The organism is Candidatus Viadribacter manganicus (assembly GCF_001679665.1).
Lineage (GTDB): Bacteria > Pseudomonadota > Alphaproteobacteria > Caulobacterales > Aquidulcibacteraceae > Vitreimonas > Vitreimonas manganica.
Window position 1 is genome coordinate 1,273,490 of record NZ_CP013244.1, and the last position, 21,386, is coordinate 1,294,875.

General features: G+C 61.6%; 17 protein-coding genes. 7 read left to right on the forward strand and 10 right to left on the reverse strand.

The annotated features are described in order from the left end of the window. Positions 1-27: 27 nt before the first annotated feature. A complete protein-coding gene (locus ATE48_RS06715; RefSeq protein WP_066769272.1) occupies positions 28-1,464 on the reverse strand; it encodes an efflux transporter outer membrane subunit in 1,437 nt (478 codons plus the stop codon). A 190-nt stretch (positions 1,465-1,654) separates the two neighbouring features. Here ATE48_RS06715 and ATE48_RS19980 point away from each other — a divergent pair, with 190 nt between their 5' ends. The 3 genes from ATE48_RS19980 to ATE48_RS06730 are packed head-to-tail and all read left to right on the forward strand — an operon-like array spanning position 1,655 to position 6,642. Continuing rightward, complete coding sequence (locus ATE48_RS19980) at positions 1,655-2,254, forward strand: TetR/AcrR family transcriptional regulator (protein WP_228126821.1); 600 nt, start codon at positions 1,655-1,657, stop codon at positions 2,252-2,254. Continuing rightward, a complete protein-coding gene (locus ATE48_RS06725; protein ID WP_066769280.1) occupies positions 2,251-3,552 on the forward strand; it encodes an efflux RND transporter periplasmic adaptor subunit in 1,302 nt (433 codons plus the stop codon). Before ATE48_RS19980 ends, ATE48_RS06725 begins: the two co-directional genes overlap by 4 nt. 6 nt (positions 3,553-3,558) lie before the next feature. Then, positions 3,559-6,642 (forward strand): efflux RND transporter permease subunit, encoded by a 3,084-nt coding sequence (locus tag ATE48_RS06730; protein ID WP_066769282.1) that lies wholly within the window; start codon positions 3,559-3,561, stop codon positions 6,640-6,642. Here ATE48_RS06730 and ATE48_RS06735 read toward each other — a convergent pair whose 3' ends face one another. Genes ATE48_RS06735 through ATE48_RS06745 form a run of 3 tightly spaced genes read right to left on the reverse strand, consistent with a single transcriptional unit; the run spans position 6,643 to position 9,487 of the window. Continuing rightward, on the reverse strand, positions 6,643-7,779 hold the full coding sequence (locus ATE48_RS06735; protein WP_066769284.1) for a DSD1 family PLP-dependent enzyme: 1,137 nt from the start codon (positions 7,777-7,779) through the stop codon (positions 6,643-6,645). It lies immediately after the preceding gene. Then, positions 7,776-9,050, reverse strand: coding sequence for a D-arabinono-1,4-lactone oxidase (locus ATE48_RS06740; protein WP_066769285.1), 1,275 nt, complete (start codon positions 9,048-9,050; stop codon positions 7,776-7,778). The genes ATE48_RS06735 and ATE48_RS06740 overlap by 4 nt, the downstream gene beginning before the upstream one ends. A gap of 56 nt (positions 9,051-9,106) precedes the next feature. Continuing rightward, on the reverse strand, positions 9,107-9,487 hold the full coding sequence (locus ATE48_RS06745; RefSeq protein ID WP_066769288.1) for a DUF5367 family protein: 381 nt from the start codon (positions 9,485-9,487) through the stop codon (positions 9,107-9,109). A gap of 597 nt (positions 9,488-10,084) precedes the next feature. On the opposite strand from ATE48_RS06745, the gene ATE48_RS06755 reads away from it, so the two are divergent. Continuing rightward, positions 10,085-10,345, forward strand: coding sequence for a hypothetical protein (locus ATE48_RS06755; RefSeq protein WP_066769298.1), 261 nt, complete (start codon positions 10,085-10,087; stop codon positions 10,343-10,345). Positions 10,346-10,765: 420 nt separating this feature from the next. Further along, positions 10,766-11,080: a hypothetical protein gene (locus ATE48_RS19985; protein ID WP_228126822.1), complete on the forward strand. Its 315-nt coding sequence runs from the start codon at positions 10,766-10,768 to the stop codon at positions 11,078-11,080. A gap of 346 nt (positions 11,081-11,426) precedes the next feature. On the opposite strand, the gene ATE48_RS06765 is transcribed toward ATE48_RS19985, so the two are convergent. Continuing rightward, positions 11,427-11,828, reverse strand: a complete 402-nt coding sequence (locus ATE48_RS06765) for a baeRF12 domain-containing protein (protein ID WP_066769302.1) — start codon at positions 11,826-11,828, stop codon at positions 11,427-11,429. Positions 11,829-12,182: 354 nt separating this feature from the next. Here ATE48_RS06765 and ATE48_RS06770 point away from each other — a divergent pair, with 354 nt between their 5' ends. Continuing rightward, the gene (locus tag ATE48_RS06770; RefSeq protein WP_066769305.1) at positions 12,183-13,556 is read left to right on the forward strand and encodes a L,D-transpeptidase family protein; all 1,374 of its coding nucleotides are present in this window, start codon (positions 12,183-12,185) and stop codon (positions 13,554-13,556) included. Between the two features lie 20 nt (positions 13,557-13,576). Here the strand turns inward: ATE48_RS06770 and ATE48_RS06775 are convergent, their stop codons facing one another. From ATE48_RS06775 to ATE48_RS06795, 5 genes are read right to left on the reverse strand one after another with little or no spacing between them, the layout of a single operon-like run. Next, complete coding sequence (locus ATE48_RS06775; protein WP_066769307.1) at positions 13,577-14,146, reverse strand: hypothetical protein; 570 nt, start codon at positions 14,144-14,146, stop codon at positions 13,577-13,579. A gap of 55 nt (positions 14,147-14,201) precedes the next feature. After that, complete coding sequence (locus ATE48_RS06780; protein WP_066769309.1) at positions 14,202-15,074, reverse strand: ribose-phosphate diphosphokinase; 873 nt, start codon at positions 15,072-15,074, stop codon at positions 14,202-14,204. 5 nt (positions 15,075-15,079) lie between these two features. Beyond that, positions 15,080-16,585, reverse strand: a complete 1,506-nt coding sequence (locus tag ATE48_RS06785; protein WP_066769312.1) for a thymidine phosphorylase family protein — start codon at positions 16,583-16,585, stop codon at positions 15,080-15,082. Further along, positions 16,582-17,946, reverse strand: a complete 1,365-nt coding sequence (locus ATE48_RS06790; protein ID WP_066774665.1) for an MBL fold metallo-hydrolase RNA specificity domain-containing protein — start codon at positions 17,944-17,946, stop codon at positions 16,582-16,584. Before ATE48_RS06790 ends, ATE48_RS06785 begins: the two co-directional genes overlap by 4 nt. Next, positions 17,943-20,450: a cation-translocating P-type ATPase gene (locus ATE48_RS06795; RefSeq protein ID WP_066769314.1), complete on the reverse strand. Its 2,508-nt coding sequence runs from the start codon at positions 20,448-20,450 to the stop codon at positions 17,943-17,945. Before ATE48_RS06795 ends, ATE48_RS06790 begins: the two co-directional genes overlap by 4 nt. 203 nt (positions 20,451-20,653) lie before the next feature. On the opposite strand from ATE48_RS06795, the gene ATE48_RS06800 reads away from it, so the two are divergent. Further along, positions 20,654-21,385 carry an ABC transporter ATP-binding protein gene (locus ATE48_RS06800; protein WP_066769318.1) on the forward strand — a complete coding sequence of 244 codons (732 nt, stop codon included), beginning with the start codon at positions 20,654-20,656 and terminating at the stop codon, positions 21,383-21,385. Position 21,386: the final 1 nt, after the last annotated feature.

Sequence of the window (21,386 nt, forward strand, 5' to 3'; positions counted from 1 at the left end):
CTGCGACGAATGACGTGGATTGATCGGCTAGCGGCGCGTCACTTCGGGCGCGACCGCTGGGCCGCCGCCGAAGGCCCGGTAGGTCGCAATCGCGGCGCTCGCCGATTGTTGCTCCGCCGTGATCCGCGTGAGGCTCGCATCGATCAATTGCTGTTCTGAGCGCAAGCGGTCAGCCAGGCTTTGGATCCCCGCTTCGAACGCCGCGCGCGAACCGCGCGCCGTGACTTCCGCCGCGCTTTCAGCAGCGCGGGCGGAGTTGAGGCGCAGCCGTCCTTGATCGAGCGAGACAAGCGCGTTCGAGGCCTCCGCCACAGCTTGCGTCACCGTTTGGCGATAGCGGATGAGGGATTGATCGAATTGGGCGTCGCGCTGACGCGACACGGCAAAGCGTTGCCCCCAATCGAAAAGCGGCATCGAAATGAGCGGCGCGCCCGTCGCGATTGTGATGCCGGCGCCTGATGGATTGCCGATCAGCGCATCGGTGACATTGATCGCACCCGTCAAATTGAGGCGCGGCAGCAAATCAGCGCGCGCAGCGCCGAGTTGCGCGGCTGCGATCAGCGTCTGCGCTTCCGCGCGCGCCACATCAGGACGCAAGCGCAAAAGGTCAGCCGGCGCTGCGGGCGCTGAAGTCAGCTCCAAATGCGGAACTGGCGCATTCTGAGCGGCCAACACGCGCTGGGTCTGCTCATCTTCCATGCCGGGCGCGCGACCACGCAGAACCGCCAAGACATTCTCAGCGCGGCGCTCTTCAATGATCAGGCCAGGTAAGCGCGCGCGCGTGCTTTGCGCCAAACGCCGCGCGTCCGCGGCGTCAGCTTCGGAGGCAAACCCCGCGCCGGCGCTCGTTGCGACAATACGCGCGAGTTCGTCTGAGGTTTCGACGGAACGCTGCAACGCCGCGCGGCTTGCTTGCGCGGCGCGCAAATCGACGTAAGCCTGCGCCACATCGGCTGCGAGCGTGACACGGGCGCCGCGGAGATCTGCGAGCGCACTCTGCGTGTTGGCTCGCGCGCCAACCGTCGTTGCGCCGATCGCAAACAGCGGCAGCTCCCAAGACGCTTGCGCCCCGTACGAGCCACTCATGGATTCACGATCAACGCCGGCAGGCACAGGGCCTTCGACAAAACGCTGATACTGGCCGGCGCCGGTCGCCGTCAGCTGCGGCAGGAATTGCGTGACGGTCGCGTACGATAGCGCCCGCGCTTCACGGACGCGCGACACCGCAAGCTGCACATTCGGCCCCTCCGAAAGCGCCTCGAGGACCAATTGATTGAGCGCCGGATCATTGAACCCCCGCCACCAATCGGTGACCGGTTGCTCGGCCCCTTGGGGGGCATCCCGCCAAGCTGAAGGTAAGGGCGGCGCCTCGGCCCGTTCGCTTGGCATGGTGACGCAACCGGCGCCAGAGGCCAGCGCGCCAGCCGTCAGGGCGGCGCGTACGAAGGACCTGACTGCAGGCATTCCCGGTTGCTCCTCAAGCACTTAGGCGTCTGGAAAGCGCTGGCTGAGATACTCAGCCCGCGCTGGCCATTTGGGTTTTCAGCTTGACGCCGTCCAGACTTAACATTTAAAGAACGAACATTCGTTTTATATGCGCCGCAGCATCGCGGCGCAAGCCGTTTCCGGCAATTCGAGACTTGGTGATCCTAATTTGGCCCGTCTAGCCGACCCTGAACTGGCTGAACGCCGGCGGCGTCAGATCATGGACGCCGCCATCGCGTGCTTCCGGCGCCGCGGTTTTCACCAGGCGACGATGGCCGAAATCTGCGCCGAAGCCGAAATCAGCGCCGGCGCCCTCTATCGCTACTTCTCAAGCAAGGCCGACATCATCGGCGCGATCGCCGAAGATAAGCGCGGCGAAAACGACGAAGCGTTCATGCGCGCCGCCGAACAGCACGGCTTCATTGCCGCTCTGTGCTTGTCCGCCCGTAGCTTCTTCGAGAAGTTTGCTGAAGGTGATGGCGCGCTCATCGCAGAGATCATGGCCGAAGCCATTCGCGACAACGCCGTCTCTGAGCCTTTACGCACGACCGACAGCGCAAGTGTCCAAATATTCATCCGCGCACTCGTCGCCGCGCAAGCACGCGGTGAGGTGGACGCAACACTCGATCCTGAAATCGCAACAAACACCTTGTTTGCGACCTTGGAAGGCATAGGTCTCAGGCGCGCGTTCTGCCGCGAAACCGATGTCGAAGCCGCCATCAGTCAATTCCGCGCGCTCGCCGAGCGCTATCTTGAGCCACGAAAATGAACAAGCCAGAGAGACCCGAACCGTTCAAAGAAGCTCCCGGCTTCTTAAAGCGCGCCAAGGACGCCAGCGGACGCGCACTGCAGAGCGCGCGCGACGCCGGCAAGCGGGTATGGGATCGCGCCACGGACGCGCCCGATCAGAACAAGCGCCGCAACAAGATCTTGATGCTCACGGGCGGCGCGATTGCCGCGGTGATCGCGGTTCTGTTCATCGTCTCTCGCATCGGCGGCGACAACAACATCCAAACGCAACCGGCAACGGCGCAAGCCGTGAGCGTTATTTCGGTGCAAGCGCGCACCTTCCAAACGCAAGTGTCGCTGAATGGCGAAGCCCGCCCGGTCCGCGACATTCAAGTCACCGCCCAAGCGAGCGGCGTGCGCATCTTGCAAATCCTCGTCGATGAAGGCGACTTCGTGCGCCAGGGCCAGGCCATGGCGCGTCTCGACAACGCACTCGCCAACGCGCAGACCCGCGCGGCGCAAGCCAGCGTCGCTGAGGCGCAATCAGCCGCCGTACGTGCGCGCGGCGAGTATGACCGTGCAGAATCAATCCGCAACTCCGGCGCACTCTCGACAGAAGCCATCGAACAACGTCGCGCCGCGGCAATCGCCGCTGATGCGCGCCTCGCCGCCGCACAAGCGCAACTCGCTGAAACGAACGCGCGCTTAGGCGGCGGATACGTTCGCGCGCCAGCTTCCGGCCTCGTGATCGACCGCAACGCATCCCTTGGCGCCGCGCCCGAAGGGCAAGTTCTGTTCCGCATCGCGGCCGACAACCGCCTGGAGGTCTCAGCGCAAGTTGCAGAAGCCGATGCTCTGGCGCTGCAAGAAGGCCAAATCGCAACCTTCTCGCTCGTCGATGGCTCGACCGTGCAAGGCGTGCTGCGCCGCCTGCCCGCTTCTATCGATAGCCGCACGCGCACTGGCGAAGCGTTATTTGCACTACCATCCGGCACACGCGTTCGCGCCGGCATGTACCTGCGCGGCCACGCCGATCTTCCTGTGCGTGAAGTTCTTGCTGTGCCGCAAAGCTCGGTTCTCTACGAAAGCGGCCAAGCTTACGTGCTGGTGCTCGACGACACGAGCCACGTCCACCGCCTCGATGTGCAGCTCGCGGGCCGTGACGGCGATTGGGTTGAAGTTATCGAAGGACTTTCACCCGGCCAGCGCATCGTCGGCTCTGGCGCTGCATTCCTTCAAGATGGTGAAGAGGTGCGCGTCCTCACGCCAACGCCGGTGCAAACCCCTGCCGCTGAGGGCGCAGCGCCGGGTGAAGGCATTCGCGGACGGGAAGGCTAATCGCACATGGCTTGGAACATCTCAGCCGGCGCGATCCGCAATCCGATCCCGCCGATCCTTCTCATTCTTGCGCTGTTGTTTGCCGGCTGGACGGCATACGGGCGCCTGCCCATCAACCAATTGCCGAACGTTGATTTCGGCGGATTCACCGTTGTCGTCGCCCAACCGGGCGCCGCGCCGGCGGAAATGGAAACCCAGATCACGCAGCGGATCGAAGCTGCGCTGACCTCTGTCGAAGGCGTCAAACGCGTCACCTCCACCATCTCGCCCGGCGTTTCGCAAACGATGGTCGAAATGGAGAGCGATGGCGATCTCAGCCGCGCGGTCGATGATGCGCGTGACGCTATCCAGCGCATCCGCTCGGACCTGCCTGCAGATATCACCGAACCGGTGGTGCAGCGCATCGACGCCGCGAGCCAACCGATCGGCTATTACGCCTTCGAAGGCGAAGGCATGACGGCCCAGGATATTTCCTGGTTCATCGACAACGATTTGCAGCGCCAATTGCTCGCCGTTCCGGGCGTAAGCGCCGTCACACGTCTCGGCGGCGTCGATCGCGAAATCCGCGTCGAGCTCGATTCGGCGCGCATGCTCGCTTACGGCGTCTCAGCCGACCAAGTGAACAACCAGCTGCGCGCCATCAACGTCGACCTTCCAGGCGGCCAGGCGCAAGTTGGCGGCCAAGCGCAATCAATCCGCACGCTCGGTGGCGCCCAATCGGTCCAAGAACTCGAGAACCTTCGGATCACCGCGAGCGATGGCCGCACCGTGCGCTTAGCCGATCTCGGCGCCGTCACGGACAGCGCCAGCGATCTCAACTCGATCTCGCGCTACAACGGCCAACCGGTCGTCGGCTTCATGGTGCAGCGTTCGCGCGGCGCTTCTGAGGTTCAAGTATTCGACCGCATTTACGAACGCATCCACGATATCGAAGCGGCCAATCCGCAAATTCGCATCACCGAGATCGCATCAACCGTCGAATTCATTCGCGGCATGCACGAAAGCTCGATCCACGCCCTTCTCGAAGGCGCGCTGCTTGCCTGCTTGGTCGTATTCTTGATCTTGCGCGACTGGCGCGCGACATTGATCGCCGCCGCCGCGATCCCGCTGTCGATCTTCCCGACCTTCGCGGGCATCGAAATTCTCGGCTTCACGCTGAACATGGTGACGCTGATCGCGCTGGCGCTCGTTACCGGCGTCCTTGTCGATGACGCGATCGTCGAGATCGAGAACATCATTAGGCACATGCGGATGGGAAAGAGCGCCTACGCGGCCGCTCTCGAAGCCGCGGACGAAATTGGTCTCGCTGTTGTCGCCACCACAGGCTCGATCATCGCCGTCTTCCTGCCCGTCAGCTTCATGGAAGGAGGCATGGGCGTCTTCTTCAAGGAGTTCGGACTAACCGTCGCGCTCGCTGCGTTCTTCTCGCTGGTCGTTGCGCGTCTGATAACGCCGATGATGGCGGCGTTCTTCCTGAACAACAAAGGCCACGAACACGAAGCAAAGCCTGGCGTGTTCACTGAGGCGTATCATGACGCGCTGAGCTGGTCGATCCGCAACCCCTGGAAGACAGTCGGCGTCGGCATCGCTGTCTTCGTCGGCTCAATTATGCTCGCGAGCACAGTGCCGGCAGTCGTCATTCCCCGCTTCGACAACGGCATGATCCAGGCGCGCGTTGAGATTCCGCCGGGCACGCCGGTGATCGAAGCCGATCGCGTGCTCCAGCGCATGAGCGGGCGCATTCGCGAAAATCCTGAAGTCATCGGCGTCTTCACCTCGATGAACGGCGCCGACGGCTCAGCGCCAGACGCAAACCTATTCATTCAGCTCACGCAACGCGATGAGCGCAATCGCTCTGCTTACGCAATCCAGCAGGAGATGCGGCCGATCCTTTCCGAATTCCCGGATTATCGCGCAGCCTTCGTGCAGGACCAGGGTGGCTCGTCGGGCTCGGACATCACAGTGCAGTTTGTCGGCCAAGATCCCGAGGCCGTGAACGCAGCCGCTGACCGCCTCGCCGCCGCAATGAGCCAACTTACGTCACTTGCGGACGTGCGTTCAACCTCCGCGCTACGGCGCCCTGAAATTCAGGTCCGCCCGCGCCAAGAAGACATGGCTCGCCTCGGCGTGACATCTGCTGCGCTGGCGTCCGCCATTCGCATCGCGACAAGCGGCGACGCCGAGCAAAACTTGCCCAAATACGATCTCGCCGATCGCCAAATTCCGATCCGCGTCACGCTGCGCCCCGATCAGCGCAGCGACCTTGACGCGCTGCGCTCGCTGCCAGTGCAGTCCTCCCTCGGCGCGCCAGTGCGCATCGATGCGGTCGCGGACGTGCAATTCTCGCTTGGCGAAGCGACGATCGAAAGGCGTGACCGCGAACGCGCCGTGACGGTCGGCGCCAACGTGCGCCCGGGCACGCAGCTCTCGACGGCGCAACAAGAAGTGTTTGCGCTGCCAGAAGCGCAAGGCGGCCCCGGCGCGCGTCTCGCCGCTGGAGGTCAAACCGAAGACTTCGCCGAAATGACGGCAAGCTTCGGCAGCGCCATGCTCTGGGGCATCATCCTCATCTACATCGTGCTGGTGCTGCTGTTCCGCGACTTCTTCCAACCGATCACCATCATGATGGCGCTGCCGCTCTCACTTGGCGGCGCATTTCTTGGCCTCATCATCGCCAACCAACCACTCTCGCTCTTCGCATTCATCGGTCTTTTGATGCTGATGGGACTGGTCACCAAGAACTCGATCCTGCTGGTCGATTTCGCCGTTGAGCGCATGCACGCAGGGATGAACCGCAACGCGGCGCTCATGGAAGCGGGCATGCAGCGTGCACGCCCGATCATCATGACCACGTTTGCGATGTCGGGCGGCATGATCCCTGCCGCGGCCGGTTGGGGCGTTGACGGCAGCTTGCGACAAGGCATGGGCGCGGCCGTTATCGGCGGCCTGATGCTCTCGACACTGCTCTCGCTCGTGTTCGTGCCGGCGATGTTCGTGCTGATCGATAAGCTTGAGCACTGGGTGCAAGGCTTCTTGCCAAAGCCAACTTCGCACAGCGACCAAGAAACCGCGCGGACGCCTGCTGAGTAACTAGCGGGAACGTCCGCGCGCGCTCACCGGCCAAATGTTGATCAGCTCGCCACCGCGCACGACGTGGTAGGCATCATACAAGTTCACGGTTGGATCGCAGTGCGGCACGGCGAGACTGACGTGATCGCCAATATGAAAGGGATGATCAGGCGCAATCAGCGCGCCATGCTCGTCGCCCATGAAAACGAACATTGCGCCCGCCGGCGCGCCGTCCATCACCACCGGCAAACCGCCATCCGTTGAGAGCGCCTTGAAGCCGGCGTCAATGGTTGCCATCGAAGTTGAGTTGGCCGAGATCACGTGCGCATCGACGAACAGTGATGTCTCAAACGCCTTGCGCCCCTGCCCGTCGAGATCGCAGTCATTGTACTGCTTGTCCATAAACACGTACGAACCGGTTTGCAGCTCAGTGAGCACGCCTAGCTCAGCGTCGATCTGGTGTGTGCCCGTACCGCCGCCGGTGACGATGTTCGGCGGATGACCGGCGCCCCGGAGCGCCTCCAAAACTGTCTTCAAATAATTGGTGCGATCCTCAATCGCTGCACGGCGATCGGCGTAAGATTCAATATGCTGCTGGGCGCCGCAATAATATTGAACGCCCGCGAGGCGCAGCGATGGCGTCTCGCTGATGCGTTTCGCAAGCGCCACCGCCGCCTCCGGGCTCGGCACGCCGGTTCGGCGAATACCCGGATCCACATCAATCACAATGTTGAGCGTTTGATCTGACGCCTGCGCAGCTGCAGCCAACGCATCGACGTTAACGGGATTGTCCACAACAACCCGCAACGTCCTGATCTTCGCGTTCAACCCCGCCAAACGAGCGATCGCCTGCGGCGTCACCACAGGCGAGGTGATCAAAATGTCCTGGATGGCGCCCTCCGCCAGAGCCTCCGCTTCGCCGAGCTTGGCGCAGCACACGCCAACCGCGCCCGCCTCGATCTGCAGCTTTGCGATCTCGACACTCTTATGGGTCTTCGCGTGCGGACGCAGCGCCAGCTTATTGGCGCGGGCGAACGCCGCCATCGTCTCAATGTTGCGCCCGAGCGCATCGCGATCGATCACCAGCACCGGCGTGTTCAAAGCCAAGCGCGAACCCTGCTGTCCGATCAAATGCTTATGCAAATCGATGTCATTCACGTTGGCTTTTCCTCGATCGCGAATGTTTGCATCAAGTGCGCGTTTGCGAACTTTGCACCAGGATCGATAGCCTCGCGCACGGATTTGAACTTGGCCGCGTCCGGATAGAGCGCATCGACGTCGCGCGCAGATAGCGTGTGCCGCTTGGCCCAATGGGGCCGCCCGCCATGGGCGCGGAAGATCGGTTCGGCTTGGGCAAACAAGTCGCGCCACGGCATCTTCGCAAATTGGTGCATCGATATCGACGCACCGGCCGTGGCATTGAATGGCGAAAGCCAAATGTCATCGCCAGCCGTGAGACGAAACTCAAACGGGAACGTGACCGGCAGCTTGCGTTTTTGAATCCACGCAATCGCCTCTTTCAACGCCGCCCAGCCGTTGGCGCGTGGCAATTCATATTCCATCTCCTCAAAGCGCACCGTGCGATCGGATGGAAAAATTTGATACGCGGGCCCGACGCGCCGCTGACGCACGCCGGGACCGACGATCACCGGCTGCAATCGCCGCGTAAGCCAAGGCGCCAGAGAACACACTTCGCAGACGATCCGAAACGCCCGGTCGTCGATATCGTTCATGTGCTTTAAGGCGCCCTCGGACGGCGCCGGGTTCAGCGTCTTCAACACGACATACTTGCCGTACGCAAACACGAAGAACTCGACATGCCGATTGTTGGCCGCGAGTTCGCCCCATCGCGCCTCGACCTCTTCGAGCGGATAGGTCTCGACACGTTCTTCAAGGTGATAGGCAGGCAGAACATCGATCTCGATCTGCGTCGCGACACCGACCATGCCGAGTGAGAGCCGCGCTGCCTGAAAGAGCTCTGGTCGTTCGCTTTCACTGCACGTAACGATGGCGCCGTCGGCCATCATCAGCCGAAAACCGCGGGCCGCCGTTGAAAGGGAGCCAAGTTGTGCGCCTGTGCCATGCGTGCCAGTCCCGATCGCACCGGCCAATGATTGGGGATTCACATCGCCCTGATTGATCAGCGACACGCCGCTTTCCCAGAGGGCGGCGGTCAGTTTCGCCAAACTCCAGCCCGCGGGCGCCCAGACGCGCGATTTATCAGCGTTGAAACAAATGCCGCCCTCAAGCTCACAAAGCGAGAGCAACGCGCCGTCAGTTTCACAAAGCGGCATGAATGAATGGCCTGCGCCGACAACGCGCACTTTACGTGCTTGCGTCACCAGCGTTGCCAATTCAGCTTCAGTCTTTGGCTGTGCAACCAAATGCGGGCTAGCGCGTACGCTGCCGGACCAATTCTTCCACTGCATCAACGCAACATCCCTGCACGCACATGCGCGCAGGGATGCTCAAGCGTCAACCGTGCTTAGACGTTGCCTTCAAGACGCGAAGACACGATGCCGGCGATAATCACCGCCGCGTAGCTCGCGAACATCAGGGCCGAGAACTCCGGCTGCAGCGACGCATCAAGGTTCGGGAAGACGATGTGGAAGCTGTTGATTTCGTAAATGCCGACCAGAAGGCCAGGCACCGCCATGATCGAAGCCGCTTCAGCGCGGTCCGTCGGCGCAACCTTCATTAGCTTCAAAACGAGATAGGTGAGAATGAGCAAGCCAATCGGCAGCGTCATGAACAACCACGACACGCCACCCGGGCCTGCTTGAAATCCAAGTTCGCCGACAAAGCGGAACGCAACGGCAATCGCGATCCAGATCACGAAGCCAACGGCCATCCAACGTACGATCATGATAGTACTCCCCCGGGCTTCCCGACTCCTGGGACCCGCTGGGGCGCAAGATTAGAAATTCCTTGCCTGGCTGCAATGCAGCGCGCGCGACGGGCGACATCTCTTCGCGCATCTCATTGAAATAGCAGTCATATTTGACGCACCTGCCAACGCTCGGACGCGCTCGAAGGGAACCTTGCGCCCGCACCGCTCATTTGCCCTCTCTGACAGAGCTTTCCCAAACCGCCCCGGCCAACAGATTCCAGCCCCCCGAAGACCTGATCGGTGACCCAAGCCTCAGCCTTGAGGAAAAGCGCGATCTCCTCAAGGCGTGGGAAGCCGATCTGCGCGCGCACCTCGTCGCTTCAGAAGAAGGCATGACCCGGGCCGATCGCGGTGACGCTGTCGGAGGTGCTCGCAGCGAAGGAGGTGCTCGCAGCGAAAGACAAACGTCCAATCGCGACGCCGCCAAGGCCATCGGACGCACAAGCCTAATCTTCGTCGCATCTTATGAAAACGCGTTGAAAACGTGGGCTTTAGCGGGGTCAGTGGGAACGGCGAGCGCGTTTGCGCGTTGACCCAAAGCGCTCGCGAAACCCGCTTTGCCTTGGATATTTCATGCCTGCCTATTCAACGATTGAGCGCGCGTTCGAAATTGCGCGCTCGCAAGATTGCCATTCACTCGACGAGCTGCGTTCCAAGCTTTCGCGCGAAGGCTACGCCGACGCCGTCGCACAAACGAGCTTCCCGTTCGTGCGCAAGCAATTGCAGGACCTGATGCAAGGCCGCACGGCGAGCAGCCCCAAAAAACTCGAACGGTCTCGCAAAAGAGGCCTCCTCAAGCTCGGTTTTGAACATCCCCTTCGATCGGACGGCTAAACCCCTGTTGCGAGTTAATCGCAACAAAGGTTGCGCCACCTCTGCCCAGCGCGATCTCGGTGAACGATATTGCGATTGGGCGTCGCCGCCGCCGGCGGCCGCGCTCCTGCGCTGCGCCGAGCCCCGCGCCGATTGAAAGACGCAAGAGCGCGTCTCGTCCCTTACGGCTGCGATCGCTGACGCGTCGCTCGGCCAAGCGGTCAGGCGGTCAGGCGGTGAGGCGGTGAGGCGGTGAGGCGGTGAGGCGCCCCAGTTCCCGCTCCTTGCCTCCATCGCATGCGGTCGGGCGCGCGCAAGGGCCAAGCCTTCGGGCGCTTCGCGCGCCCTTGCGCGCGCCCTCTTCCCGCATGCGCCCAACGCAAGCGTCGCGGGGAACGGCTCGCGGCGCGCCACCGGCGCCATCCGGTTGGACTTTCTCCAATGCTTTCATTTTCACTCACCGGCATGATCGGTTGCGTGCTTGTAACCGCGCCACATGAACTGACGCTTGCAATCTCTTCAACGCTGGATCGCGAACATGAGCCCTCACGCGTAGCTTGGGTCCTTTGCATCGCGCGACGCCAGAAGCTCCGCGTACAAATCCTTAACGAGCTTCGCGAAGGCGATAACGTGCGTATCGAAGGCGAGATCGAGCAGCGCCGACGCCAGGTCGGCGAGCTTGGCTTTTTCTCCGTTGGCTTCATCATCCATTCGATTGAGCGGCTTTCCTCTTCTTTTGAAGGAGGCGCGTCATGAAGCGGCTCTATCTCACAAAGCGCGAATATGATGCGCTTTTCGATGCGCAGCATGGTTGCTGCTGCGTTCGAGGATGCCGGGCAAGCGAGAACCTCATCGCCGAGCACTCGAGGCCCAATGCGCTAAAGCCCGGAAAACCCGATCTATTGATGTGCGCGCCGCGCCACAAGACAAAGACGCTGCGCGATATCAAAGCCATCGCCAAAGTCAAAAGGCTGAACGGCAAACCGCGAGCCAATAGGAGCGGCGCAAGAAATTTGGATCAAGCTTCTAAGGACGCGGGTTTGATAAAGGTGGGTGAGCGGACGGCCCCGAATAGACGCCCCTCTGGGGCGTCTATTCTTCGTCATTTTAATTGTAGTGCTGAGAGGATCTCAGGCGCGCTCCGACCAATGAGGTCCTTGTGCGCTTCTGCTACAAGTATCGCTTCCAGTTGCTTGTCATAATGCCGGCGCATCTCGCCCAAGGTACGGGGCGGTGCAACAACGACGAGGTGCTTTATCTCGCCTTTTATCGCCCCCTGATTAAGCCATCCGACCACTGCTGCGGCGTGCGCATCCTCACCCAACAGATGTCCAGGGTTAGCCGAACTCGTAATATGGCGAGCGCCTGAACTTTTGTTGTGCTCTTCAAGCTTAGGCGCATCCATTCGCGAAAGCTCCGCTGCCGTCTCGTTGCCGACGTTGCGATAAAGTTCGAGCTTTTCGCCATCGACAACAACGACAATGGCCCCATGAGGCAACAGCATGCGTTTCTCCTGACGTCATCTCTAAGACACAACGGGGCTTGGGTCAGCTTGCGCCGCCGAGCCAGATCTAAGGCCCCAGCATCGGCGCTTGTGATCTTGTTTGACTTGATCCGCATCAAGCGCGGCGCCGTTGAGGGCCAGTTGCGCCAAAGTGGCGTTCATTCACCGCCTGCTTAGGCGCTGCACGCGCCTTGCCAAGGAGGCCCGTTTGCTTGTTTTGCCTATGGCGTCTTGCCGTACGCTCTTCGAAACATTCTTTTGCGGGGCAATAATGCTGGCCGCCATTGAGAGAGATCAACTTGGTGTATGGATATCGCGCCAGGCTGAAAGTGGCCTGTCCCCGCGAGTTCCCAGATGTTGCATCGTGTGTTGGTCTTTTGCGCCGCCGCGGCGCTCGCCGCGTGCGCCATGACGCCGCCAGAGGCGCCAAATAGCCCCCCTTCAGCGATCATCCAGCCATTATGGTCGCCCGACGCCGTTGGCGCACTCATCGAGATCTCTGCTTCGGCGCAGGCCGAGGGGCTTTCCTCATACGAAAGCGCCGCCGCTGAGGTGAGGAACCTTCAACAGGTTTCGACGACCAGCGCCGCCGACGCGGCCGCTTTCGATCGCGCTGCCGACACGCTCTTTGTCGAGCTTGCGCAAACCTTCGCGCAAGGCGCGGTCGATCCCGCACGCGCCGACCCACAATGGCGCATCCCTCGTCCGGCGCTTGGCGACATCACCTCGTTGCTCAGCGCAGCGCGCGGCGATGCAGCTTTGGTGCGAGCGCTGAGAATGCTTCTGCCCCAAACCAGCGAATATGCAGCGCTTCGCGCTGAGCTCGGGCGGGTGCTCGCAGAGCCGCAAGGTGCGGACGGCCCGTCAGGGCTTAGCCGCGAGGTCCGGATCGCAAGCCTGCGCGCCAGTCTCGAACGATGGCGCTGGGCGCCGCGCGATTTGCCAAGTCCCCGCATCGAGGTGCGCATCGCCCAGTTCCAAGTCATTTTGCATGAGACCTCCGCAGCTTCTCGCATCCACACTGCGATTGTGGGCGCTCGCGCAAGTCAGACGCCATCCTTCGCAGCAGAAATCAACGCGGTCACCTTGAACCCGACCTGGACGCCGCCGCGCAGCATCCTCAACAACGAACTCTTGCCCCAATTTGCGCGCGACCCGAACGCTGCATCACGCGGCGGTTATGATGCGATCGATGCATCGGGCGCGATTGTCGATCCCGCGACGATTGATTGGGCGGCGCGGCCCTTTGCCTATCAGTTGCGTCAACGACCAGGTGCGATGAATGCCTTGGGGCGGGTCAAATTCGAGATGCCCAATCGTTATGACATCTACCTCCACGACACGCCTAATCATGGTCTGTTCGCACGAGAGCAGCGCGCACTCAGCCATGGCTGCGTCCGCGTAGACGACGCGCTCGACCTCGCCGCAGCAGTGTTGACGCCCGCTTTCTCAGCGTCTTCGCTACAAGCGGCAATCGAGACAGGACAGACAAGGTCGCTGCCGCTCGCGGCGCCACTTCCGGTCTATGCCCTCTACATCACCGCCTCCGGCGCCGAGGGCGCCGTTCTATATGCTGATGATATTTACCAGCGCGACGCCGCTTTAATTGCGGCGCTGGAGGCGCCCCAATCTGAGGCCATCGCCGCGCCGAGCGTCACAGCGGCGGCGAGTGAATGCGCGAGCGCCGGCCAAGATAAGCGCCAAAGGTTTGCCGTTGAAGGCGAATAGAAAGGCGCCTGCGCCCGCGCCTAGAGCTTGTCCTCGCGCACCGAGCGTACCTCCACACTGGCGTCGGCGAGGCATCTATATAGATGTCGCCTTTGCGCCAGCGGCCACCAATCGTAGAGGAAGATCTCGATCGGACGCCAGTTGGCGACCCAGCCCAGGATAATGAGCCCCTCGGCGAAGAAGCTTGAGATGTCGCCAGGCCCGAAAAGACTGCTCACCAAACGCCCACCCAACACGCAACCGCCCAACACCGCCAGACCGATAAAAAGCGACAGGCGTCCAATGCGAAACATCTCGTGGAGATCACCACTCATGCGCTCAGCGCGATAGGTGAAGTGACGCCGTAGTGCGTCCGCTAGTCCCGCCGCGGCGGGACTTTGGGCCTCGCGCTGCGACAGATGAACGATGATGCGGAATGCTTGACCTCTCGGCAGCTCACGCGCCCAGCCGACTATGAAATCTTCTGCACTCCTCGCAAGATCACGCGTCGGCATCGGAAATGGGTCGAATGGATCGAAGAGTTGGCTGAGCTCCTCAAGCCGGAGCTCGATCGAGGCGCCGCCCTGAAGGTCAACAATTGCCTCGTTCATGGCTCATCCCCGGCTGGGCTCTTCTCATGGTCGCCAAGCGCTCCTTAAAGTCACGCTAGGATGCGATCAATCTCGCCAGCATGTCCACGACAGAAATGGCGTTGGATGGATGAGCAATCGTATCGGTCGTCACCACGCGCTCGGATGTTTCGGCGAGACGATCGAAGGCGCCTGGAGCGAAAACGGCGTGGATAGCCAAGCAATAGGGCTTTGCCATTCCGCGCGCCGCCAGCGCACGCGATGCTTCAATCATGGTCCGCCCGGAAGAAACTATGTCGTCGATCAATACTGGCTGGCGCTCGCTCCACGCCGCCAAGTCCGGCAGTTCGACGCGCACTTTTTCATCACCGCTTCTCAGCTTGTTTGCGACCACATGTGGCGCGCCCGCGCTTTTTGCGACCTCTTGCGCCCATTGTGCGCTTTCTTGGTCTGGCCCGATGATCAAAGCTGCATCGAGGTTTTGCGCAATCCAGGCGCCAAGGAGCGGCGCAGCCGCGCCTACATGGGTGGGGATCGAGAATATCGTCTCTAAACCACAGATGCGATGAAGATGGGGATCGATGGTCACCAGGGCGTCGAAATTCTGCGAAATGAGGCGCGCAAAATGCCTCGCCGATACGACCTCGCCGGGCTTAAAGCGCTTGTCCTGGCGCATATAGGCAAGATAGGGCGCGATCAGATAAACGCCCTCAGCGCCGCACTCTCGAGCGGCGGCCGCCGCAAAGACAAGCGTCAGTATTTGCGGATCTGGATTTGCTAATGTGCAGACGATGTAAACGCGCTTTGCCCGCACCGCGCTTGCAATGCGAACATAGGCTTCACAATCGGGGAAACGGCGCCAATCCAGAACCCCCAATTCAGCATCAAGGCGCCTCGCAAGCGCCGCCGCCATCGCCTCGTTGCCCGGCATCGGCAAGATCACACGCATCGCGCTCAAGCCTCGATCTCGAACATATCCATGTTGGCGGCCGCAAACCCCAAGGCATAGTCCAATTCACCGGGCGCCTCGGCGTGCACGATGAGAAGCGGCGCTCCCGCCATCACTTGATCGCCAAGACGCGCCAGTATTTCTAAGCCAGCCGCCTTATCATCCGGCGCGCCCGCCAATTTGGCGAGGCGCGAGATCTTTCGGTTGTTGATGTGGGTGACTATGCCCGAATGGGGGGCGCCCAGAGCACGCCGCAATGGCGCGACCGGCGGCGTGCGCATGCCGCCCTGGGCGGCGCAAATACGCTGGAACTTGGTCCATGCACGCCCGCTTGCGAGCGCCTCCTCCGCGAGAGCCGCTCCTTGCGCTTGGGGTGCGGCGCCCGACAGCTCAAGCACTGCCGCAGCGATCGCTAAAGCGCGCATACGCAAATCTTGCGGCGCCTGGGGCTCGCCCTTCAGCACCGCTAAAACATCACGCGCTTCCAGCGCCGGCCCAATGCCGCGTCCCACCGGCTGGGCCCCATCGGTGCGTAGGACCCGCGTCTTCATCCCGAAAGATGACGCAACCGCGCAAATGTGGTCGGTGAGGTTTTCGGCGGCGCGTTCGGTGCGCACCTTGGCTGTGGGTCCAACCGGAAGGTCCAAAACGACATGAGTGGCCCCGGCGGCAATCTTCTTCGACAAGACCGATGCGATCAATTGGCCTTCAGTATCGATCTCAAGCGCCCGCTCGACGCGGATCAACACATCGTCCGCAGGTGAGAGCTTCACTGCCCCGCCCCAGGCTATGCATCCACCTTCAGCCTCGACCACGCGGCGCATAGCGCTGACATCAAGATCGACCGGTGCGAGCGTTTCCATCGCATCCGCCGTGCCCGATGGCGAGGTGATTGCGCGTGAGGATGTCTTGGGCATGATCAGGCCGCAACTGGCGGCGATCGCTACAACGATCGGCGTCGTGCGGTTCCCTGGCAAACCACCAACGCAATGTTTGTCGCTGACGACTGGCGCGCCCCACGAAAGTCGATCACCGGCGTCAGCCATCGCCCCGGTGAGATGGGTGATCTCCTCGACATCGAGCGGGAATGCAGAACAAGCCGCAATGAAAGTGGCAAGATGAATGTCCGCATAGCGACCGGCGACGATGTCGGTGATGATCCCGCCAAAGGCGCGTGCATCTAAGCGGCCGCCATAAATGCGATGGCGCACGTCGGCTAGTGAGTCCACACTCGGCGTGTTCTCAACGTCGAGCACCTCGCCGGGCTTTAGATCAAGGCGCCGCCACGCCGCCTCAGAAAGCCCAACCTCATCAAGGTGCAGCCACTCATTCTCGATCTGATAAAGCGTTGCGATGAGCTCGCGCGTCCCGGCCCGCACCAGCACACGTGCGCGCGCCGCCAAGCCCTCCGATTTGCACACGTGGCAATCGGTGCGCATCAAAACGATCGCCTCATCCTGGGTCAAAAGCCCGAGCCGGCGCGCGCGAAGCGGATGCACTTGCCCGTTCATGTGAGATCGTAGCTGAAAAGCGGATCGACAACGTTTGCCTTCCATTTAAGTTCGCGCTCGACACGCGTACGCAGCGCCTCCGAAGCTGCAGGTTCGCCATGGACGATGAACAACCGGCGCGGCGCCTGCTCAAATCCCGACAGCCAGCGCATAATCTCATCGGCGTCGGCGTGAGCAGAGAGCTGAGGCAAACTGGCGATCTCGGCGCGCACCGGTATCCACTCGCCGAACATTTTGAGCTCGCTCTCCCCCGCCAGCAGACGCGCGCCGCGCGTGCCCAGGGCTTGGTAACCTGCAAACACGATGGTGCTTCGAGGATCCGGCGCAAAGGCGCGAATATGGTGCACGATCCGCCCGCCTGTCGCCATGCCGCTGCCTGCAATCACCACTTTGGGCATCGGGTTGGAGGTGATTGCCTTGGAAGCTTCGACATCACGCGTATAGGTGGCGACCGCGCTAGAGCCTGCGACGGCTTCAGCGTCGAGCTTGTGATCGTCAGGATGGGCGCGCAGCAATTGGGTGGCGTTGATCGCCATAGGGCTGTCCAGAAAAACTGGCGTCGCCCCCAAGCGTCCTGCGCGCTTCAGCTGCCACAAATAATAAAGCAGACTCTGCACACGCCCCACGGCGAATGCGGGAATAATAACGCTGCCACCGCGCTCCACCGTGCGTTCGATGATGTCGCCAAGCTCCGCCATCGGGTCGCTTCTGGCATGGACCCTATCGGCGTAAGTGGATTCAACGATCACATAATCGGCATGCGCGACGGGCTTTGGATCGCACATCACCGCATCATTGTAGCGGCCAAGATCGCCGGAGAAGACAAGCGTTCTGGCGCCAATTTTCACCTCTGCGGTGGCGGCGCCAAGAATATGCCCCGCACGCTGAAACCGCAGACCACAATCGCGAGCGATCTCGAATTCTGAGTCAAACGGCATCGGCTTCAAGTGCTTCAGCGCCCGCTCTGCATCGCGCATTGTGTAAAGCGGCAATGCCGGCTGGTGCTTGGAAAAACCCTTGCGATTTGCGTAGTCAGCATCCTTCTCGGCGATCTGGGCGCTATCCTTCAATAGAATGTCGCAAAGAGCTGCGGTCGCATCGGTGCAATGGGCAACGCCCCGAAACCCATCGCGCACCAGCTTCGGCAGATAACCGCTATGGTCCAGATGCGCATGCGTCAGAACCACCGCATCGATTGCGTCCGGCGCCACCGCGAGCGGCGCCCAATTGCGCTCACGCAGGTGCTTTAACCCCTGAAAAAGCCCACAATCGACCAGGACGCGCACACCATCGGCTTCGATCAAGTGCTTCGATCCGGTGACGGTGTCAGCCCCGCCAAGACTTCGCAATCTGAGCTTCACGCGCGCCTCCCCCAGGACCCAAAGCGCAGCGCCGGCCAATGCCAGGCGCCGCTCAGCAAACCAACGCCAAGGGACGCGAGCACATAAGGAGCGCTCGGCGCCGCCAAGTGAAAAATCCCCGCCAATAACGGACTTGCGACGACCATCGCCAGAACGGCCAACAGCACCCCAGCGATGATCCAGTAAATGCGCCGCTCGGGATCTAAGATGCGTCCCTCGGCGCCGACCGCGTCCACCAGCGCTAAAGTGAGGTTGGCGACAACGAGCGCAATGAAAGCTGCCCCGCGCGCCTGATCGACGGTTAGCGTCGCTGCAGCGTAGATATAAAGCGTCAAGACACCGACCAAGATGACAAGACCCTGCACAGCGGCGTTGAGCAATTGTCTTGGGCCAAACAACGCTTCATCGGGCTTGCGCGGGGGACGTTTCATCGCCCCTCGGCTGCTGCGTTCGCCTTCAAAGGCGAGCGCACAAGTGGGGTCAATCGCCAGTTCCAGCAAAACCACGTGCATCGGAAACAAAAGCTGCGGCAATCCAAGAAGGATCGGCAAGAGCGCAAGACCCGCAATCGGGATATGGATCGCTGTGATGTAAATTAAGGCCTTGCGCAGATTGGCGAAGATACGCCGACCCATGCGCACGCCGCCGACGATCGAGGCAAAGCCGTCATCTAAAAGCACAAGGTCAGCGGCTTCGCGCGCGACGTCAGCGCCTTTTTGGCCCATGGCGATCCCGATATCGGCCGCCTCAAGCGCCGGCGCGTCGTTTACGCCATCGCCTGTCATCGCCACGACTTCGCCATTGGCTTTGAGCGCCTCGACGATGAGCAGTTTTTGATCTGGGCCAATGCGTGCAAAGACCCGGCCTTGGCGCAGGTGCTGACGCAAGGCGGGAAAAGCAAGCTCGGCCAACGCAGCGCCCGTCATGACGCCGCTTGCGACATCGATACCGGCCCCGGACGCGATCGCCAGCGCCGTCGCTGGATGATCGCCAGTGATCATGATGACTTGAATGCCGGCGCTGCGCGCCTCTTCCAATGCACCTGGAACATCTTCACGCAACGGATCGAGAAATCCGATAAGACCCACAAACGCGAACGAAGCGCTCTCAGGCAGCTCCGGAAACGTCGTCCCGCCACGCCAGTTGGCGACGCCCAGAACGCGCAAGCCATCCTTGGCGAACGCTTCGATAATCTCATGAAGTCGGGCGATCGTCCCATCATCGAGCCCGCACAAACGAAATAGAGCTTCCGGCGCGCCCTTGGCGGCGGCCACGCGCTCGTCGCCCGCGCGCCAAAGCTGGGTAACCGCCATCATGTCTGGCCGCAGCGGCCAACTTCGCTCAATCGCGCCTGCGCCAACGACCACGCCGATCGCGCCCGCCGCTTCATGGATCGCCCGATCCATGGGATCTATTGGCCGAACGCTTGAGGCCAAACCGGCGCAGGCGATCAGAGCACGCCCCTCATCGCCGAGCGCTGTATCGACGCTGGCAACGCCGGCTTTGGTCCAAACGCGAACCAGGCGCATGTGATTTTGCGTCAAGGTGCCGGTCTTATCGACACACAAGACCGTTGCTCCGCCGAGCGCCTCAATGACCGCGCTTCGGCGCACAAGCACTTTATGGGTCGCGAGCCGCCAGGCGCCCAACGCCAAAAACACCGCCAGCACCATCGGAAATTCTTCCGGCACCAACGCAATCGCCGTTGTTATTCCAGCAAGCGCGCCGGCGATGAAGTCACCGCGGAATATGCCGAAAGCGAGCACCACCAAGCCACAAAAAGCGAGCGCAAAGGCGCCCACCAGGCCCACCAGTTTGCCTGCTGTGCGCTGGAGCGGCGTCGGTTGCTGATCGATCTCGGCGAGCGAGCGGCCAATGCGCCCAAGCGCCGAGCGGACGCCTGTATGGGTGACACGCGCCACGCCTTGGCCACGCACCACCAGCGTTCCTGAAAATAAAAGCGGCGAGACTTCGTGCGGCGGCGCAGAGATCTCGCCAAAGACCTCTCCGGCGCGAGCCAAGCGCTTGGAGACTGGGGCGGACTCTCCGGTCAGGGACGATTCATCCACGCTCAGAATGTCGCCTGCGATCAAAACCGCGTCGGCGCAGATCCGGTCGCCTTCTCCGACCAGCATAATATCGCCGGGCACGATCTCGCGCGAGCTCACCTTTCGCTCTAGCCCATCGCGCACGACACGCGCGTGCGGCTGCGCCAGTTCGCGCAGCGCCAACAATGCCCGCTCACTGCGCGCTTCTTGTACGACCACAAGCGCAATCGCCGCGCATGCGCCGAGCAGCAAAAAGACGCCCTCGCCAAGACTACCGAGAAAAAGATAGAGCCCCGCCGCCGCGAGCAGCAGCACGAACATCGGCTCGCGCATGGTCTCGCCAGCAATCTGGGCAAAGCCGCGGCGGCCGGGACTTGGCAATGCGTTGGCGCCCCATTGGGCCAACTTTTGGCAAGCTTGCGCCTCGCTCAGGCCCGTTGGGCTCTCATCGGTCACCGGTCAGATTATCCGCACTCTTTTATAATCGCGTCTATGATCGCGTCGCGATCTCGATTTACATATCGCCGGGCCGGAAAAGGCCTGCGCCAATGTCCCCTATCATCTGCAAATCGCAAAAGGGATAGACATCAGAGCAGAGCGCTGATCATCTCATTTGAGGTCAATCAAGGATTGCCTGACCAAAGCGGGCATGAAGCTTCATGATCAACGCTGCGCCGTCAGATCAGCCATTGCCGCTCTTTGCCCTCCGCGGCATTTGCCGGACCTATGGCGCAGGCGAGACAGAGGTTCGCGCACTCATTGACGTCGACCTAGACATTAGTGGCGGCGAATTGATCGTGCTTTTGGGCCCGTCAGGCTCGGGCAAGTCCACCCTCCTCAATATTCTGGGCGGCCTCGATCGTCCAAGCGCAGGCGCGATCCACTTTCGCGGCGCGCCGCTTACAGGACAAAGTGAAGAGGCGCTAACCCGGTATCGTCGCCGCCATGTCGGCTTCATTTTCCAATTCTACAATCTTATTCCAAGTCTGACGGCGCGTGAGAACGTCGAATTGGTTGGCGAGATCACCGACGATCCGCTCGAAGCGGCCGAAGCGCTTGAGCTTGTAGGCCTTGGCAAACGCCTTGATCACTTTCCATCGCAATTATCTGGCGGCGAACAACAGCGCGTCGCGGTGGCGCGCGCCATCGCCAAAAGGCCGGCCGTGCTTTTGTGCGATGAGCCCACAGGCGCGCTCGATGTCAAAACTGGCGTTCGGGTGTTAGAAGCACTCCAAGAAGTGAACCAACGCTACGGTTCGACAACCTTGATCGTCACCCACAATGGCGATGTCGCGCGCATGGGCGCGCGCGTCATTCGCTTCGGCGATGGCCGCGTGCGCAGCGTCGAGACCAATAGCGAGCGTGTTCCACCATCAGCTCTGGTGTGGTGAG

Bases quoted from the DNA above. Each gene is read 5' to 3' on its own strand.
- ATE48_RS06770 (WP_066769305.1), top strand. From the start codon at position 12,183: ATGTTGCATCGTGTGTTGGTCTTTTGCGCCGCCGCGGCGCTCGCCGCG.
- ATE48_RS06725 (WP_066769280.1), top strand. From the start codon at position 2,251: ATGAACAAGCCAGAGAGACCCGAACCGTTCAAAGAAGCTCCCGGCTTC.
- ATE48_RS06785 (WP_066769312.1), bottom strand. From the start codon at position 16,585: ATGAACGGGCAAGTGCATCCGCTTCGCGCGCGCCGGCTCGGGCTTTTG.
- ATE48_RS06775 (WP_066769307.1), bottom strand. From the start codon at position 14,146: ATGAACGAGGCAATTGTTGACCTTCAGGGCGGCGCCTCGATCGAGCTC.
- ATE48_RS06745 (WP_066769288.1), bottom strand. From the start codon at position 9,487: ATGATCGTACGTTGGATGGCCGTTGGCTTCGTGATCTGGATCGCGATT.
- ATE48_RS06715 (WP_066769272.1), bottom strand. From the start codon at position 1,464: ATGCCTGCAGTCAGGTCCTTCGTACGCGCCGCCCTGACGGCTGGCGCG.
- ATE48_RS06730 (WP_066769282.1), top strand. From the start codon at position 3,559: ATGGCTTGGAACATCTCAGCCGGCGCGATCCGCAATCCGATCCCGCCG.
- ATE48_RS06740 (WP_066769285.1), bottom strand. From the start codon at position 9,050: ATGCAGTGGAAGAATTGGTCCGGCAGCGTACGCGCTAGCCCGCATTTG.
- ATE48_RS06780 (WP_066769309.1), bottom strand. From the start codon at position 15,074: ATGCGTGTGATCTTGCCGATGCCGGGCAACGAGGCGATGGCGGCGGCG.
- ATE48_RS06800 (WP_066769318.1), top strand. From the start codon at position 20,654: ATGATCAACGCTGCGCCGTCAGATCAGCCATTGCCGCTCTTTGCCCTC.
- ATE48_RS06755 (WP_066769298.1), top strand. From the start codon at position 10,085: ATGCCTGCCTATTCAACGATTGAGCGCGCGTTCGAAATTGCGCGCTCG.
- ATE48_RS19985 (WP_228126822.1), top strand. From the start codon at position 10,766: ATGCTTTCATTTTCACTCACCGGCATGATCGGTTGCGTGCTTGTAACC.
- ATE48_RS06765 (WP_066769302.1), bottom strand. From the start codon at position 11,828: ATGCTGTTGCCTCATGGGGCCATTGTCGTTGTTGTCGATGGCGAAAAG.